16 protein-coding genes are annotated in these 16722 nt (G+C 61.0%); 15 read left to right on the forward strand and 1 reads right to left on the reverse strand.

Annotated elements, in window-relative coordinates; genetic code table 11:
• Positions 1-48: 48 nt before the first annotated feature.
• Complete coding sequence (gene hemW, locus U1A53_RS14830; RefSeq protein WP_322282098.1) at positions 49-1137, forward strand: radical SAM family heme chaperone HemW; 1089 nt, start codon at positions 49-51, stop codon at positions 1135-1137.
• Here hemW and U1A53_RS14835 read toward each other — a convergent pair whose 3' ends face one another.
• Entirely contained in the window at positions 1138-1659 is a 522-nt protein-coding gene (locus tag U1A53_RS14835; protein ID WP_322282100.1) for a DUF5362 family protein, read from the reverse strand.
• 113 nt (positions 1660-1772) lie between these two features.
• Here U1A53_RS14835 and U1A53_RS14840 point away from each other — a divergent pair, with 113 nt between their 5' ends.
• The 14 genes from U1A53_RS14840 to U1A53_RS14905 all read left to right on the forward strand — a co-directional run bounded on the left by U1A53_RS14840 (position 1773) and on the right by U1A53_RS14905 (position 16677).
• Positions 1773-2540: an RDD family protein gene (locus U1A53_RS14840; protein WP_322282102.1), complete on the forward strand. Its 768-nt coding sequence runs from the start codon at positions 1773-1775 to the stop codon at positions 2538-2540.
• Positions 2537-3508: a stage II sporulation protein M gene (locus U1A53_RS14845; protein ID WP_322282104.1), complete on the forward strand. Its 972-nt coding sequence runs from the start codon at positions 2537-2539 to the stop codon at positions 3506-3508. Before U1A53_RS14840 ends, U1A53_RS14845 begins: the two co-directional genes overlap by 4 nt.
• A gap of 4 nt (positions 3509-3512) precedes the next feature.
• Positions 3513-4937, forward strand: coding sequence for a DUF4129 domain-containing protein (locus tag U1A53_RS14850; RefSeq protein ID WP_322282106.1), 1425 nt, complete (start codon positions 3513-3515; stop codon positions 4935-4937).
• Positions 4934-6244 (forward strand): DUF4350 domain-containing protein, encoded by a 1311-nt coding sequence (locus U1A53_RS14855; protein WP_322282107.1) that lies wholly within the window; start codon positions 4934-4936, stop codon positions 6242-6244. The genes U1A53_RS14850 and U1A53_RS14855 overlap by 4 nt, the downstream gene beginning before the upstream one ends.
• A gap of 13 nt (positions 6245-6257) precedes the next feature.
• The gene (locus U1A53_RS14860; RefSeq protein WP_322282108.1) at positions 6258-7091 is read left to right on the forward strand and encodes a KilA-N domain-containing protein; all 834 of its coding nucleotides are present in this window, start codon (positions 6258-6260) and stop codon (positions 7089-7091) included.
• A gap of 22 nt (positions 7092-7113) precedes the next feature.
• Positions 7114-8136 (forward strand): MoxR family ATPase, encoded by a 1023-nt coding sequence (locus U1A53_RS14865; RefSeq protein ID WP_322282110.1) that lies wholly within the window; start codon positions 7114-7116, stop codon positions 8134-8136.
• 5 nt (positions 8137-8141) lie between these two features.
• Positions 8142-9446, forward strand: a complete 1305-nt coding sequence (locus U1A53_RS14870) for a DUF58 domain-containing protein (protein WP_322282111.1) — start codon at positions 8142-8144, stop codon at positions 9444-9446.
• An 87-nt stretch (positions 9447-9533) separates the two neighbouring features.
• The gene (locus U1A53_RS14875; RefSeq protein WP_322282113.1) at positions 9534-10664 is read left to right on the forward strand and encodes a DegT/DnrJ/EryC1/StrS family aminotransferase; all 1131 of its coding nucleotides are present in this window, start codon (positions 9534-9536) and stop codon (positions 10662-10664) included.
• On the forward strand, positions 10651-11433 hold the full coding sequence (locus U1A53_RS14880; RefSeq protein ID WP_322282114.1) for a class I SAM-dependent methyltransferase: 783 nt from the start codon (positions 10651-10653) through the stop codon (positions 11431-11433). The genes U1A53_RS14875 and U1A53_RS14880 overlap by 14 nt, the downstream gene beginning before the upstream one ends.
• Complete coding sequence (locus tag U1A53_RS14885) at positions 11417-12373, forward strand: glycosyltransferase family 2 protein (RefSeq protein ID WP_322282116.1); 957 nt, start codon at positions 11417-11419, stop codon at positions 12371-12373. Before U1A53_RS14880 ends, U1A53_RS14885 begins: the two co-directional genes overlap by 17 nt.
• Positions 12370-12813 (forward strand): FdtA/QdtA family cupin domain-containing protein, encoded by a 444-nt coding sequence (locus tag U1A53_RS14890; RefSeq protein ID WP_322282118.1) that lies wholly within the window; start codon positions 12370-12372, stop codon positions 12811-12813. The genes U1A53_RS14885 and U1A53_RS14890 overlap by 4 nt, the downstream gene beginning before the upstream one ends.
• Before the next feature lie 5 nt (positions 12814-12818).
• Positions 12819-13928, forward strand: coding sequence for a sensor histidine kinase (locus U1A53_RS14895; RefSeq protein ID WP_322282120.1), 1110 nt, complete (start codon positions 12819-12821; stop codon positions 13926-13928).
• The gene (locus U1A53_RS14900) at positions 13915-14592 is read left to right on the forward strand and encodes a response regulator transcription factor (protein ID WP_322282122.1); all 678 of its coding nucleotides are present in this window, start codon (positions 13915-13917) and stop codon (positions 14590-14592) included. Before U1A53_RS14895 ends, U1A53_RS14900 begins: the two co-directional genes overlap by 14 nt.
• A 114-nt stretch (positions 14593-14706) precedes the next feature.
• Complete coding sequence (locus U1A53_RS14905) at positions 14707-16677, forward strand: tetratricopeptide repeat protein (protein WP_322282124.1); 1971 nt, start codon at positions 14707-14709, stop codon at positions 16675-16677.
• Positions 16678-16722: the final 45 nt, after the last annotated feature.

Genomic DNA, 16722 nt, shown 5'->3' on the forward strand with positions numbered 1-16722 from the left:
GCTGGATGCTGGATGCTGGAGCAAGCATTCTCTGCAAGTATCCAGCTCGTGAACCATCTCTACGTCCACATCCCGTTCTGCCACCGCATCTGCCCGTATTGCAGCTTTCACAAGCACACGCCGGGCGGCACGGACATGATGGCGTTCGTGGATGCGATGCTCAAGGAGGCGTCAAAGCAGCCGATCAAGCCGCGCACGATCTTCTTCGGAGGTGGGACGCCAACGATGCTGAGTGATGTACATCTGGAGCGCCTGCTGCGTGGACTGCGTGAGCGGGTGGACATGACCGAGGTGGCTGAATTCACGATGGAGGCGAATCCGCGCACGGTGACGGCTTCGAAAGCGGCGTTGATGCGTGAACTCGGTGTGACGCGTGTTTCGCTCGGCATTCAGGCTTGGGATGAAGCGACGCTGAAGACGCTGGGTCGTGATCATGAACCGGCAGAGGCCGAAGAAACATGGCAGGCGCTCAAAGAGGCGAAGTTTCCGAGTTTGAACCTCGACCTGATGTTTTCGATTCCCGGCCAGAGCCTCGAAACGTGGCGCGAAACGCTGGAACATTCGATTGCACTGAAGCCGGACCACATTTCGGCCTACAACCTCAATTATGAAGAGGACACGGACTTTTTCAGACGGCTCAAGACAGGGGAGTTTCGTGAGGATGAAGGCCGCGATGCGGAGTTTTTCCATCTGGGCATCGATTTGCTCGAAGGTGGTGGTTTCGAGCACTACGAGATTTCAAATTACGCGAAGCCCGGCCATCGCTCGGTTCACAACGAAGCCTACTGGCTTGGCGAGGATTATCTCGGCATTGGACCCGGCGCGTTTTCGACCGTGGGTGGCCAACGCTGGCACAATGTGAAGGACACGCCACGCTACATGGAGATGACGCTCGCCGGTGAAAGCACGGCGATGGAAGTCGAGGAACTCACGCCGGAGCAGCGGCGCACGGAGCGCTTTGGACTGGAACTGCGCACGGCACGCGGGCTGCCGCTTGAATTGATTGCCCCCGAGTCACGTCGCATGCTGGACACGCTGCGTGATCAGGGGCTGCTGAATTTTGACGCGAGCCATGTGCGGCTCACGCGGGCGGGAAAACCGCTCGTCGATCCGATTGCAGTGGCCTTGATGGGGTGATCAACGCGGGATCGCACCGGCTTTCATGGCTGCGGTGGCTCCGAAGCCGATCATACCGATGATGAAGATGATGTAGATGCAGATCACAATGATCATCATGATGCCGAAGAACTTCCAAAAACGGCGTTGCTCGGTCAACGCGGCATCCAAATCAGCCACGGAACGTGTGGAGTTGAGCGAGCCGATGCGGTTGGCGAAAGCCCACAGTTTCATGGCCGGATAGATGTAAAGGAAGGCCATGATGCCATAAAGGACCACCAGCACGATCATTTCAGCACCGCCGAAGGGGCCTGATTTCGTCTGGCTGGCAAAGCCCATGGCCATCACCGCTCCCATGCCGATGGAAACCAGGATCATGAGCCCGACACCGATCCATAGCATGACGGAAATGAAACGCACCCACGGCTTGGTGCCGGCGAGCTGTGCGATCGTGCCTGGTGAAACGGCATCCGCCTCACCACTGGCGGCACCGTAGAGGTTGGCGGAGGGGGTGGAGTAGGGGTTGGGGAGATTGGATTCCATGATGGGGAGGGGTGTGTGGTGAGCGCGTGCCGGAATATCCCCGGCATTTGCTGAGGCTACGAAAATAATTCGGTGGTTGTCAAAACCAAACGCCACCGCTTGAATAAGCGGCAATGGCGGCACCTCGCGCGGACACCTTGCAATCAGTCGAACTCGCGGACGGCGTGGAGATACAACTCCGTGTCGCCGGTCTGACGGTGCGCAGCATGGCCTACATGATGGATCTGCTCATCCGCATCGGCATTTATATCGTGGCGGCGATCCTGGCTTTCTGGCTGCTGGCCGGGGTGATCGGTCCCCAGATGACAGGCGGGTTGATGATGTTGTTCATGTTCTTCATGGAGTGGTTTTACAATGTGATCTTCGAGGCCGGGCCGCGTGGAGCCACGCCGGGGCAGCGGTCCATGAAGCTGCGTGTGATGAGCCTGACCGGTGGGCCGGTGACGCTGGCGCAGGCGGTGATGCGCAACTTTCTGCGTGTGGTGGATTTCATGCCGGGGCTGTATCTCACCGGCATTGTGTGCATGCTTTTCACGAAACGCTTTCAGCGTGTCGGTGACCTGGTGGCAAACACCGTGGTGACGTATGCGGACCCGCCGCCGGTCATCACGCCGAATGTCGAGGTGCGGGCGGAACGCCGCGCACCCTCCCAGGTGCTCACGCGCGAGGAGCAGGCGGCACTGCTCCAGTTCATCGAACGTGCGCCGCTGTGGGCGGATGAGCGCCGTCTCGAACTTGCCGCGCTGGCGCAGCCTTTGACGCACGCGCCGGGCGTTGAGGGGCTGCGCCGTCTGTGCGGCATGGCGCTGTGGCTGCAGGAGCCTGAGGAGAAACGCGCCGCGCCGCCGCCGCTGAAAGGAGCTTCGCTGTTTCAATCATGACTCCGGCTCAGTTTGAAAAAAACATCGAGCCGCGCTGGCAAAAACTGGAGAAACTGCTGACCGAGGCAGAGAAATCAAAGCCTGCGGTGGCCGTGGAGGAACTGCCCGCCACTTTTCGTCAGGTCTGCCATGACCTGAGCGTGGCACAGCATCGCATGAGCCCGCAGCGTCTCACGCAGAAGCTGAATGCGCTGGCGATTCGAGCCTACCGTGTGCTGGAGCGCCGCAGCGCCGGCGGCTGGGAGGCTTTTGTGCGTTTGTTTCTGGTGCAGTTTCCGCAAGCGGTGCGGGCGGAGTGGAAGCTGTTCTGGTGGTGCACCGCGCTGTTTTACCTGCCGGCGGTTCTGATCGCGGTCATCACGCCCGCTCATCCCGAATGGGCGATGGCGTTGCTGGGGCCGGACAGCATGGTGCAGATCGAGAGCATGTATGGCGAGTCCAGCAAGCCCTCCGACTATGTGCGCGAAAATTTCGGCTCGGAATTTGCCGCGTTTTGTTTCTACATCTGGAATAATGTCAGCATCGACTTCAAAACCTTTGCCGGGGGCGTTCTCGGCGGTGTTGGCTCGTTGTTTGTGCTGCTGTTCAACTCGATCTACCTCGGCGCGGTGTTCGGCTACGTGCATTACTCCGGCAATCCGATGACCCTGTACACCTGGGTGGTGGCCCACGGCGCGCCCGAGCTCACCGGCCTCGTGATTTCGGCCATGGCGGGGCTGCGGGTCGGCCTCTCGGTGCTGCGGCCCGGAAGATTGGAACGACGCGCGGCCTTGGTGCTGGCGGGGCGCAAGGCGATGCCGCTGCTCATCGGTGCGGCAGTTTTGACCAGTCTAGCGGCGGTGCTGGAAGGTTTCTGGTCGCCGTTGGATCTGCCACCGGCAATGAAATTCACCGCCGGCGGCGTGTGCTGGCTGCTGGTGGCGGTTTTTCTGATGTTCAGCGGAAGGAGGCAGGCGGATGCGGCTTGAGGACATGACCGTCACGCTGCGTCCGCGCCAGCCGTGGGAGGCCGTGGACCTGGGCTGCGCCATGGTGCGGCGTGATTATGGGCGGTTGTTCGTCTTGTGGGCCAGCACGGTGTTTCCGCTGTGGGTGCTGGTGTGCGTGCTGCTGCGTGATGCGCCGGTGTGGATTCCGCTCGTCGTGTGGTGGCTGAAGCCGCTCTATGATCGCGTGCCGTTGTTTTTCCTGAGCCGCGCGGCGTTTGGCGTGCGTCCAGGTTTTGTGGAGACGTGGAAGGAATGGCCGCGCCTGTGGATCACGAATTGTCTGCCCGCGCTGCTGTGGCGGCGTTTCTCCTTTATCCGCAGCTTTGCCCTGCCTGCGCAGATGCTGGAAGGATTGAGCGGCTCGGCGGTCAATCGTCGCATCCGAACACTCGCGATGGATGGCGGCGGTTCCGGCTTCTCGCTTTCCTATGCATTCTCCAAGATCGAAGCGGTGGCCTGGATCGGCCTGATGTGGGGGACGTATGATCTGCTGCCGGAATCGGCCACGCCGGACTGGCACGGCATCTTCAACGCCTTTGATTTCGAGAACACCATTCCCAATGCCTTCCTGTGGTGGGGCGCGGCCTGCCACATGGTCATCGTCACCTTGGTCGAGCCGTTTTACGTCGGCGCTGGTTTCGGTTTGTATCTGAACTGCCGCACGCGCATCGAAGGCTGGGATGTGGAGCTGGCGTTCCGCCGCATGGCCACGCGTCTGACTTCTGCCGCAGCAGCGATTGTGACCGGTGTGCTGCTGGTTGGTGGCATGCCATCGTCCATGCAGGCGGCGGAGGGTGATGAGGCCGCCAAAGTCGTTCAGGAGGTGCTCAAGAATCCCGAGTTCGAGATTCACAAGGTGCAGACCAAGCGCTGGGTACCGGAATTTGAGGAATCGGACGCGCCGGAAGTGCCGAGCCTCGATTTTCTCGGCGTCATCGGCGAACTGCTGTTCTGGCTGCTGGTCGTCGGCCTGGTGGTGTGGTTGGTCATCTATCTCGTGAACAACCGCCATGTCTTCATCTCCCGCGGCGCCAGCAAAGCTCCGGTGCAAGCGCCGAAGGTGCTCATGGGCATGAACATCACGCGCGAAAGCCTGCCGGATGACATCGTGGCCGCCGCACGTGCCGCGTGGGCAGCGGGAGACTTCAAGGAAGCGCTCAGCCTGCTGTATCGGGGCTCATTGTCATGGCTGGTCACGCGGCGCCGGGTGCCGATCACAGACAGCGACACGGAGGAGGACTGCCTCGTGCAGGTGCTCAGTGCAGGGGATAAAACCGAGGCCGATTATTTCCGCCAGCTCACCGGAGCGTGGGTGCAGGTGGCCTATGCGTCTCTGCCGACATCGAACGCCGAGATGGAGACTCTTTGCGATCAATGGCCGTTTGTGGAGAAAGGAGGCGCGGCATGAGACGATTCGCGGTTCGCGGTTTGATGGCGCTTTTAGCGTCGCTGATTCTCTGCGGGTGCAGCGGGAAATGGGAGGATTATGAAAAGACGCTTGGCTATCGCGGCAGGGCACGGGTGAATCCGTTTCTCGCGGCGGAACGCCTGCTGGATGAGCTCGGTCACGATGCGCATGGCGCGAAGTCGCTCACGAAAATGCCCTCGCACGATGCCGTGATCCTGGTCTCGGGTGAGAACGGGCTTCCCGAGGGCCGTGCCAGGCAGTTGCTGCGCTGGACCTTCAGCGGCGGGCACCTCATCTACTGCCTCGGCGGCACACGGCCCTACAACGATTTTGAAACGCAGTACGGCTCGTTCATTGCCGCCATGCTGCTGGAGGAGGAAAAAGATCCGGTGCTGGAGCAGCTCGGCGTCGGTGTGCAAAAGCGTCTCCCGGATGATGAGATCAAGGAACTGGCCAAAGACATGCTGAACAAGGAAGGCGTGAAAGATAGCAAGAAGGCCGCGCCGCCTGCCAAAAAAGATGAAACCAAGAAAGACGACACGAAGAAAAAGAAGAAGCAACCCGAGGATGATGAGGATGAGGAAGCGTGGCTCGAATCCGTGCAGGAAGTGACGTGGAACGGCCAGACCTACAAGCTCAGTCTCGGTGGTTACCAGCATCTGATCCTCAAACGCAAGTTGCGCTCTGGCGAGTTCTCCGCCGGATCGAAGAACGAGTCATTGGCGCTGCATTTGAATCACGGCATGGGCAGCGTCACGCTGCTGGCGCATGCGCGGCCCTTCCGCAACCGCTGGATCGGCGAACGCGATCACGCGCGCTGGCTTTCTGCGCTGGTGGGAGAGCACGGCTCCAAGGAGGTGCTGTTTGTGGCCGCCACCACCGGCAGTTTCATGGCGCTGCTCTGGCAGCACGGCTGGATGGCGCTCGTGGTGCTGGCGCTGTGCCTCATTTTCTGGCTCTGGCAGCAGATGCCGCGTTTTGGGCCGCTGGCGGAGGTGGAACTCGATTCCACACGTCATTTTGCCAGCCACATCGGCGCGCTGGGCGAATTTTTCTGGCGCATGCGCCGTGGTGCGCTGCTCGTGAATGCCGCGCGTGATGCCGTGTGGGAGCGGGTGCGCGAACGGCACCGCTCGCTCGATGACGGCAGCCGCAAAATGAACGATCACCTCGCCGAGGAAATCGCCCGCCGCGCCGGACTGCCGGTCAAACGTGTCGCCGCCGCCTTTGATGTGGCACCGCCTGAGAGCGCCCACAACTTCGTCACCCTCATGCGCGATCTTCAGGCCATCCGCCGCGCGCTTTGAACTGCCTCCTTTCATGAAACGCACCCAAAAAACCACCATTGACGTGCAGGGAGCCGCCATCACGATCCTGAAGCACAACGAAAGCGACTATATATCGCTCACCGACATGACGAAGAAATTTGGTGATGACACGCTGATCTATAGCTGGCTGAGGAACCGCAACACGCTGGAGTTCATCGGTATTTGGGAGCAAATCCACAATCCCGGTTTTAAACCTCTCGAATTCGAGACCTTTAAAACCCAAGCAGGCTTGAACAGCTTCTCCATGACTCCCAGGAAGTGGGTGGACGCCACCGCGGCCATCGGCATACAATCCCGTGCCGGACGGTATGGAGGAGGAACCTTTGCCCACCAGGACATCGCCTTCGAGTTTGGTTCCTGGCTCAGTCCTGAGTTCAAGCTCTACCTCATCAAGGAATTTCAACGTCTCAAGGAGGACGAGAACCGCCGCCTTTCCCTCGACTGGAACCTGAACCGCACGCTCTCAAAGCTCAATTACCGCATCCACACCGACGCGATCAAGACGCACCTCATCCCGCCGGAGGTCACCCCGCAGCAGGCGGCCTTCACCTACGCCAGCGAGGCCGACGTGCTCAATGTCGCCCTGTTTGGGCGCACAGCGAAGCAGTGGCGGGAGGCAAATCCGAAATTGGAGGGCAACATGCGCGAGTATGCCACTGTGGAGCAATTGCTGGTGCTGGCGAACATTGAGGGAATGAACGCCGAGTTCATCCACATGAAGCTGCCTCAGGGAGAACGATTAAAACGCCTCAATCAGATCGCCATCCGCCAGATGCAGACATTGACCTCGCCGAAGCTAAAGTTCCCCTCCACCTCCGCTGAATAACAAAATCGTCCATTTACCTTTTATGAACCCGATCCCCACCGAAACGCCCAGCACGTTCGCGCCGCCTCCCGCCGGTTACACGCCGCCGTCTTTGCCGAAGAGCACGACGATCTTTCAGCAGATTCACGCGGCGGTGGGGCAGGTTTTTGTGGGGCAGCCTGAAGTGTTGCATCAGGTGCTCGCTGCGCTGCTGGCAGGCGGTCATGTGCTGCTCGAAGGCAAACCTGGCCTGGGCAAGACGCATCTTGTTCTCGCTCTTTCGCACACGTTTGGCGGCAGCTTCAGGCGCATCCAGTTCACGCCCGACTTAATGCCCTCGGATGTCTGCGGCCACACCTTGTTCGACATGAGCAGCAGCACGTTCCGCGTGCGTCACGGCCCGGTGTTTGCCAATTTGCTGCTGGCGGATGAAATCAACCGCGCTCCGGCCAAAACGCAGTCCGCGCTGCTCGAAGTGATGCAGGAGACGCAGGTCACGATTGATGGTGAGAGCCACAAACTCGCGCCGCCGTTCATGACCTTCGCCACACAGAATCCCATCGAGCAGGAAGGCACTTATCCGCTGCCAGAGGCCCAACTCGACCGCTTCCTGCTCAAGGTACTCATCGACTACCCCGACGTGGCGAATGAAACGTGGATTGTGAAGGCGGTGTCCTCGCGTGCATCTGGTGGAGGTCTTTCGACATCGAGCGTGCCGCAGATTTGCACGCCACAGGACATCATCGACGCTCAGGAAGAAGCCGCCGCCGTGCAGGCGGTCGAACAAGTCGTTGATTACGCGGTGAGCATCGTGCGCGCCACGCGTCAGCACAGCGCGATCTCGCTCGGAGCAGGCACGCGTGGCGCGATCAGTCTCGTGCGCATCGCCAAATCGTATGCATTGCTCGAAGGTCGTGGCTACATCACGCCTGCGGATGTGAAACGCGCCGTGCTGCCGGTGCTGCGGCACCGCGTGCAGCTCGCGCCGGAAATCGCCATCAGCGGCCAGAGTGTGGATGACATGCTGACCTCGCTGCTCAAGACCGTCGAAGCTCCCCGCGTCTGATTTTCATGCGCCCGACCGCACTGCTGCTGAAACTGCTCATCGCCTGGCTCATCCTGGCGGTGGCGGCGTGTGTTTGGGAGAAGTTTGTGATCTTGTGGCAGATCGCGGGAGGTGTTCTGCTGCTGGTGCTGATCGTGGATGCCTGCACTTTGCCGCGTCGTGGGCGCATCACCGGGAAGCGTTCGCTGCCGGGACGTTTTGCGCTGGGTGTCGGATCTTCGGTGACGTTGACGGTGACGCATTCGATGCGGCGCACGCTTGCCCTGGAGGTGTTCGACGGCATTCCGACCGCCGCGGAGGCGGAAGGTCTGCCGCATCGCGTGAGCGTACCGGCAGGCGAGTTTGCAGCGATCAGCTATCAGGCTCGGTTTGTGCGTCGCGGGCAGCATGCCTTCACACCAGGGCATGTGCTTGCGGGTTCGATGTTCGGACTGTGGCAAAATCTGCATTTCGTCGCGGGTGAGAGCCAGACGAAGGCTTATCCAAACTACGAGCCGGTCGTGCGTTTCGCCATGCTGGCGATGGCGAACCGCGTCGAGACCATGGGCATCATCAAACGCCGTCGCATGGGTGCCTCGCTCGATTTCCATCAACTGCGCGACTATCAGGACGGCGATGTGCTTTCCCGCATCGACTGGAAGGCCACCTCGCGTCGTTCGACTCTCGTCAGTCGTGATTACGAGGAGACACGCAATCAAACCATCCTGCTCGTGCCTGATTGCGGCCGCCGCATGCGTGCGCTCGATGGCGGGCTCAGTCAATTCGACCACTGTTTGAACGCGATGCTGCTCATCGCCTTCATCGCGCTGCGTCAGGGCGATGAAGTCGGCGTCGTGGGCTTTGGTGGCGTGCAGCGCTGGCTGCCGCCGGTGAAAGGCGCGCACAGCATGCCGAAGCTGCTCAATCATCTCTACAATTACGAGGCCAGTGCCGAGCCGAGTGATTTCATCGAGGCTGCCGAGCGCGTCATGACGCTGCAACGCCGCCGCGCGCTCGTGATCCTGCTCACCAACCTGCGCAGTGAGGACGGCGCGACGCTGGCTTCCGCCGTCAGTGCCATGCAGCGCCGCCATCTCGTGCTCACAGCCACCTTGCGCGAGCAGGAGCTCGAACACCGTGCCGAGGCACCGATTGGTCATCTTCACGACGCGCTGCAATACGGTGCCATGACACATTATTTCGGTGAACGCCGCCGCTTGCTCGAATCGCTGCGCTCACAGCGTGTCCTCACCGTGGATGAATCCGCGCAGATGCTGCCGGTGGCGCTGGCGAACAAGTATCTGGATGTGAAGGCGGGCGGGCTGCTTTAAAGCCAGCGCCACGCTGATGTAGCGGAAAGCGCCACATGTGGCGTCATTTGCGACAAACGTAGTGGAGGGAAGGGTGTCATGCGCCGCATGACACCGCCTTCCAACCCATTGTTTCCGCCGTATCCACTCGAGGATCAGCGGCGGCATCAAATCGAGCTTTCACACACGATCCGCCGTGTCCTCGATAGCGGCAGCTACATTTTGGGCGAGGAAGTGACCGCCTTTGAAGCCGAGTTTACCGCTTTTCTCGGTGTGAAGCAGGTCGTCGGCGTGGCGAGCGGCACAGATGCGATCGAGGTGATGCTGCGGGCGCTTGAAATCGGACCTGGAAGCAAGGTGGTCGTCCCATCCTTTGCTCCATCCGCCGTGGCGGCAGGGGTGACACGCTGTGGCGCGGAACCGCTGTTTGCGGACATCGAGGCGGACACATTCACGCTATGTCCCGAGTCACTGGACGCCGTGCTGCGTTCTCCGGCGGGGCAGGGGGTGAAAGCGGTGCTGGCAGTGCATCTTTACGGGCATCCGGCGGACTGGCAGAACCTGAGACAGGTGGCCGATGAGCATGGCATCGTGCTGCTGGAGGACTGTGCGCAGGCGCATGGCGCGGTCTGGCACGAGCACATGGCCGGAACTCTCGGCAGGGCGGCGGCGTTCAGCTTTTATCCGACCAAAAATCTCGCGGCGCTTGGTGATGCGGGAGCGGTGGCGACGAATGACGAGGAACTTGCCGAACGCATGCGGTTGATCCGTCAGTATGGCTGGAAGAGCCGTCACATCAGCGAGGTTGCAGGTGTGAACAGCCGGCTCGATGAACTGCAAGCGGCGGTGCTGCGGGTGAAGTTGCCAACGCTGAGGAATGGCGTTCAGCAGCGGCGGAGATTGGCGGCAGAGTATGATGCCAGGCTGATGAACAGCAATCTCGTGACACCGCCTTCGGTGAGGGGCGGCTGCGAGCACGCTTATCATCAATACGTGGTGCGTTGTGGTCGGCGGGATGAACTCATGGAGCATCTGCAACGAAGCGGGATTCCGGCGGCGGTGCATTATCCGGTGCCGTTGCACCGGCAGCCGGCTTTTGGCGGCAGCGAGCAGGCACTGCCGGAAAGTGACCGGGCTGCCGCTGAAGTGATTTCTCTGCCGCTGCATCCCTACCTGTCCGAGGACGCGGTGGATGCTGTGTGTTGTGCCATCGAAAGCGAAGATTATGCATGCTCCTGAATATGACACACTCCGGGCGGTGGAAGACCGTCACTGGTGGTATGCAGTTCTGCGCAGCCTGGTGCTGTGTGCGCTGGCAGGCAGGCTGCCGCCACGTGGCCATTTGCTGGACGCAGGCTGCGGAACCGGGGGCATGCTGGATTTTTTACGCGGGCGAATCCGCCATCTCGATGTGGAGGGCATCGATGTTTCGGCACAGGCGGTGGGGCATTGCCAGCGGCGCGGTTTGAGCACCATACGCGAGGGGTCGGTGCATGAGCTGCCGTTTGATGATGGTGATTTCGACGCCGTGCTGAGCCTGGACGTGTTGTATCATGCCGAAGTGGATGAAGAACGGGCTCTGGCAGAGATGAGCCGTGTGCTGAGGCCGGGCGGTCTGCTGGTGCTGAACCTGCCCGCGTTTGAATGCCTGCGCGGATCGCATGATGCGGCGGTTTGTGGTGTCAGGCGCTACATGGCGTATCATGTGCGGTCGCTGCTCGAACATCATAGTCTCCGCGTCGAGATGATCCATTACTGGAACGCCTGGCTGTTTCTGCCGCTGCTCATTTGGCGGCGCTGGAGCCGTCTGGGCCTGAAGCCGGAGATGGAACCCGCCTCAGACGTCAAGCTGCCGCCCGCATGGTTGAACCGATCCCTGAAAACTGCGGGCAGGCTGGATGCCTGCCTGTGCCGTGTGCTGCGCCTTCCGTTTGGATCGTCCGTCTTTGCCGTGGCGAAAAAATTGAATCCGCAACCGGGAGGACAGGATCATGGCGCTGGTCGATGAGACTCCTGAGGTGAGTTTTGTGGTGCCGCTGCACAACACGGGAGAGTCGCTGCCACGGCTGCTGGAGGCCTTCCGCGTGGCAGAGATCGGGTGTTCCTGGGAACTGGTGCTGGTGGATGATGGCAGCGTGGATGGCACGTTCGCGCGTGCGAGTGAGCTGGCGCGTGATTACCCGGTTCCGGTCACGCTGGTGGAGCTGGTGCGAAATTTTGGCGAGCACGCGGCGGTGCTGGAGGCGTACCGTCGGGCACGAGGCCGGTTCGTGGTGAATCTGGACGATGATCTGCAAAACCCGGTGAGCGAGGCACTCAAGCTGCTGAAACACCTGCGCGAATCCAATGCCGAGGTGGTTTATTCGTCGTACACGGACAAGAAGCACTCCTGGCCGCGCAATGTGGCGAGCTGGCTGGCGAACCGCTGCGCCACTTTTCTGCTGGGCAAGCCGCGTGATCTTTATCTGTCCAGCTTCCGGGCGCTGCGGCGCGAGCTGATCGGACGAATCATCACCTACCGCGGTCCGTATCCCTACATCGACGGTTTGATTCTGGGCGCCACGAACCGCATCGCAACCCTGGAGGTCGAACATGTGGAGCGGGCGGATGGCCGGAGCGGTTACACGCCGCGCAAGCTGATCCGTCTGGCTTTGAGCCTGCTGTTTGATTTCAGCGTCATGCCGTTGCGTCTGGCCAGCGTGCTGGGAGTCGTGCTTTGTGTGGTGGGAGCGCTGATTCTGGTCGAGGTGGTGATCGAGACGATGTTTGTCGGCCAGCGGCAGCTTGGATGGGGATCATTGATGGGAGCGCTGGCCGTGTTCAGCGGCGCGCAACTGCTGATGCTGGGCATCATCGGCGAATATGTCGGACGTGCGTTCCTGACGGTTTCCGGCAAGCCGCAGTCCCTGGTGCGCACGGTCATTCAACATGAAACACAAACCGCATGATCCACGAGACCACCATCGAGACCTGTTCTGTGCGCGGTGTGCGCCTGTATGAGATGCGCCATGTCGTGGACACGGTGCGCGGCCATCTGGCCGTCGTGGATTTTCAGCAGGAACTGCCGTTTCAGCCGCAGCGTTGCTTCCTCACCTACGCCATTCCTGGAGAGCAGGTTCGTGGCGAGCATGCACACCGGCGGTGCGCGCAGTTTCTCGTCTGCACGCATGGCGAATGCCATCTCCGCGTCGATGATGGCGAAAACTGCGAGGAGTTCTGCCTGAACCGGCCGACATTTGGTGTGCTGGTGCCGCCGATGGTGTGGGCCACGGAGCATCTGCACTCGCCGGACTCCGTGCTGATGGTGCTGGCTTCGCGACCGTATGAGCCGGAGGATTACATTCGTGACTACCGGGACTTTCTGAACGCGGCAAAACAGAGTAAATAGAAACCATGAAAGCGACCACGCTCTCCGCATTGCTGCCGCCGCCGGAACACGACAGTGCCGTGGCGGGCTTGTGGACACGGACCACGCTGATGATGCGCCGCCAGCCGGCATGGCTCGCCTCGTTGCTCCCGTTGTTGATGACGCTGTTCATGGGCTGGCTGGATGAAGTCACCGGCTGGGAGGTCAGCTTGTTCATTTTTTATGCGATCCCCATCATCCTGGCGGTGTGGTGGTCAGGCAGCGGAGCCGGTTTGGGAATCGCAGCGGTGGCCGGCGCGGTGTGGTGGCTGGCCAACGAGACGGACCATCCTTATGAGACCCAACTGGGATATGCCTGGGCCTTGCTCAATCGCGAGTTTTACTTCTGCGTCGTGGTTTTTGCGGTCATGACGGTGCGCAACAAGCAGGACGCCGACGAGGCGCGCATCCGCATGCTGGAGGAGAGACGCCAGTTGGAGCATGACATCGTCAGCGTCAGCGAGCATGAGCAGCAGCGCATCGGCCGGGATTTGCATGACGGCCTGTGCCAGCATCTGGCGGCCATCGGCTGCGCCGCCCGGGTGCTGGCGGAGGATTTGCAGGAGCAGAACGTGCCTGCGGCGCGTGATGCCGTCATGATCGAGGATTCCATCCAGCAGGCGGTGCTGGAGGCGCGCAATCTGGCCCATGGCATTTTCCCGGTGCATGTGGACCGCAGCGGACTCGCGGCCGCATTGTCTGATCTGGCCAGGATGACGAGCCGTCTCACTGGCGTGCAAATTGAAGTCAGTGAGGGCATCGAGGCCCATCTGGAAGATCCCGAGGCGTCCATGCACTTGTACCGGATCGCGCAGGAGGCGGTGGCCAACGCGGTGCGCCATGGTGGTGCCAGCCATATTGTGATCAGCCTCGCTCTTGCTGGAGAAGTGTTGGAACTGAAGATCGAGGACGATGGCCGGGGAATGGCCGCCACCCAGGCCGCACAAGTGGAAGGCATGGGACTGCGCACGATGCGCTACCGCTCCCAGGCGCTGGGTGCCTCGCTTCAATTTCTAACACCCTCCAGCGGCGGCACACGGGTGCTTTGCAGGCTGCCAGTTCAATCCCAACCCGACGATCATCATGCCGAAAAGTGAGACCAAAGATGCCAGCCCCTGCAAAGTGTTGCTCGTGGAGGACCATCCCATGTTCCGCGATCACCTGGGGCAGTTGATCAACCGTGACCTCGGCATGTCCGTCTGCGGAGAAGCGGACAACATTCGTGACGCCATGCGCTTGATCCACGAAACCAAGCCTGACATTGCCATCGTGGACATCACGCTGCGCGGATCGAGCGGCCTGGAACTGCTCAAGGACATCAAGGCCCAGGGGCTGTCCGTCAATGTGCTCGTGCTTTCCATGCATGATGAGGAGCTCTATGCCGAACGTGCCCTGCGTGCCGGGGCCAAGGGCTACATCACCAAAAATGAGGCTTCGACCGAGGTCATCAAGGCCATTCGCTGTGTGATGAATGGCGAGGTGTATGCCAGCAGGCAGATGACCACGAAACTGCTGGAGCGCATGACTCAGAAGCGTTCGTCGCCTGAACTGGCCGGCATGGAGACACTGGCGGATCGTGAACTGGAGGTGTTTCAAATGCTCGGCCGGGGCAGGAGCACGCGTGAGATCGCCCAGTCGCTCAGCTTGGGCGAATCCACCGTGGAAACCTATCGTGCACGCATCAAGGAAAAGCTCCAGTTGCGCAGCGCCGCCGAGCTGTATCTGCGTGCCGGCCAGTGGGTGCGTGAGCATGGCGCCTGAAGCTGCTTTGAGCGGGCGGGGGCATGTAGCGCCGACCATGACAAGGCATGTCACTTGTCGGGCAGGTGAGGTTTAAGGCAAAATGCAGCCATTAAATCCAATCGTTGAAAAGCCATGTCGAAACGCAGCCGCAACCAACACCCCAAGCACAAGCCCAAGGCGCCGTGTGCGCTTCATGAGCCTGTTGCCGTCCCCGCGCCTTCAGCGCTCGCAGCTTCGACAGAGGTGCCTTCGGCCCGGCCTGCCGGATCACGGTGGGCTCACGTCACCGTGGCAGTCTTGTTGATGGGTCTCTGCGCCTCCCTGTACACCTGGACGGCGGACTTCCCCATGGCGTTCGACGACCACACCTATCTGATCGACAACCCGTTCTTCCGTGAGGCCGGTTATTTCGGCTATCTGGAGGACTTCAAGGAATTCGCCAATCGTCCGGCGAAGATGGGCTCCGATCCCGACTATGCCGTCAATGCCATCCTGCGCCCCGTCGCCTACACGAGTTTTTATCTGAACTACCTGATGGATGGCTTCAATCCGCGCTGGTTCCGTGGGGTCAATATCATCATCCACGCACTGAATTCGCTGCTGATCTATGCGCTGGTGAACGTCCTGCTGAATCGTTCCAGCCAGGAAGGCGGTTTCAAGCGCGGTTCGGTGCTGTTCATCTCCGCCACTGCGGCCCTGCTGTTTGCCGCGCATCCGCTCGCCATCGAGTCCGTCACCTACATCGTTCAGCGCTTCACCTCGCTGGTGGTGCTGTTTTCGCTGCTGGCACTGTGGCTGCACTTTGTCTCCTTCTCGGCGAGATCACGCGCCGCTCTTTGGCTGCTGCGTTCCGGCTCCGTCGTGGCGGTGCTCCTGGCCATGCAGACCAAGGAGGACGGTTTCTTTGTGCCGGTTCTGGCGGTGCTGATGGACTGGCTGGTGCTCGGCTCACGGCTGCGTCCGGCCGTCACCCGGGCGCTGCCGCTGCTGCTGTGCATGCCGCTCATTCCGGGGCTGGTCTTGCTCACCGCCGCGGCACAGAGCGGTGGTTTCGACTGGCATGCCGCCGTCAACATCGTGAACTCCAGGGACACTCCGCTGAACCACTGGCATTACATCGTGACGCAACTGACCGTGCTGGCGCACTATTTGCGGCAGTGCTTCTGGCCCGTCGGACTGAACCTCGATCCTGAGTGGCCCATGTACCAATCGCTCTGGGAGAAGCCCGTGCTGCTGGCCTTGGGAGTGCTGGTGGGGCTGCTGGCATCCGTCGGGTGGTTGTTCCGCCGTTTTCGTGGCGATGCGCGCTTTGCCCTGGGCTTCACCTGCGTGCTCTGGTTCTTCATCACCGTGTCGGTGTCCTCCGGGCTGGTGCCGCTGCCGGATCTGGTGGCGGAGCATCGCTCCTACCTGCCTTCCATCGGCATCTTCATCCTCGTGGCCTGCCTGCTGGACCGGCTGCGCATCGCGGACATCCGCTCTCGTTTGCCGCGCGTCCTGGTGCCCGTTGTCACCCTGGTTTGTGTGGGGGCGTTGTCCTGGAAAACCTGTGTGCGCAATGAGGTCTGGCGCACCAACGAAAGTCTCTGGAAGGACACCGTGGTGAAAAGCCCCGGCAAATACCGCACCTGGGGAAATCTGGGCGCGGCCTATTCCAACGTCGGGAAAGAGGAAAAGGCGGTGGAGTGCTATCGTGCGGCGCTCAAGATCGAGCCGCAGTTTCAAAACGGACTGCTCAACCTCTCCAATTCACTGCTCCGGCTCAATCGTCCCAAGGAGTCGCTCGATACCACCCTGCAGCTCATCCAGATCGACAAGACCGCCTCCACCAAGCAGCCGGTGGCGTTTACCCTGGGTCTTGGCCTCGCTGGCGTGGGCAGGTATGATGAGGCGGTTTCCGTGTTCCGGCAAATCATGGCGGCCAATCCCGATGACCCGCAGACACGCAAGGCCCTGGGCTTCGTTTATCTGCAAACCGGCCTGCCTCACCGCGCGCTGGATCACTTCCACCATGCCGCATCGGTCCAGCCTGAGGACAGCCATCTCCAAATGCTCATCAAAGCGGCTGAGACCGCCATGATTGAGAAACGCCGGGCGCGCTGAGTCGGAAGAGACCGCCGGACATGGGGCATCGCGGACCGGAAACGG

Origin of the sequence: Prosthecobacter sp., from assembly GCF_034366625.1 — a bacterium.
GTDB lineage: Bacteria > Verrucomicrobiota > Verrucomicrobiia > Verrucomicrobiales > Verrucomicrobiaceae > Prosthecobacter.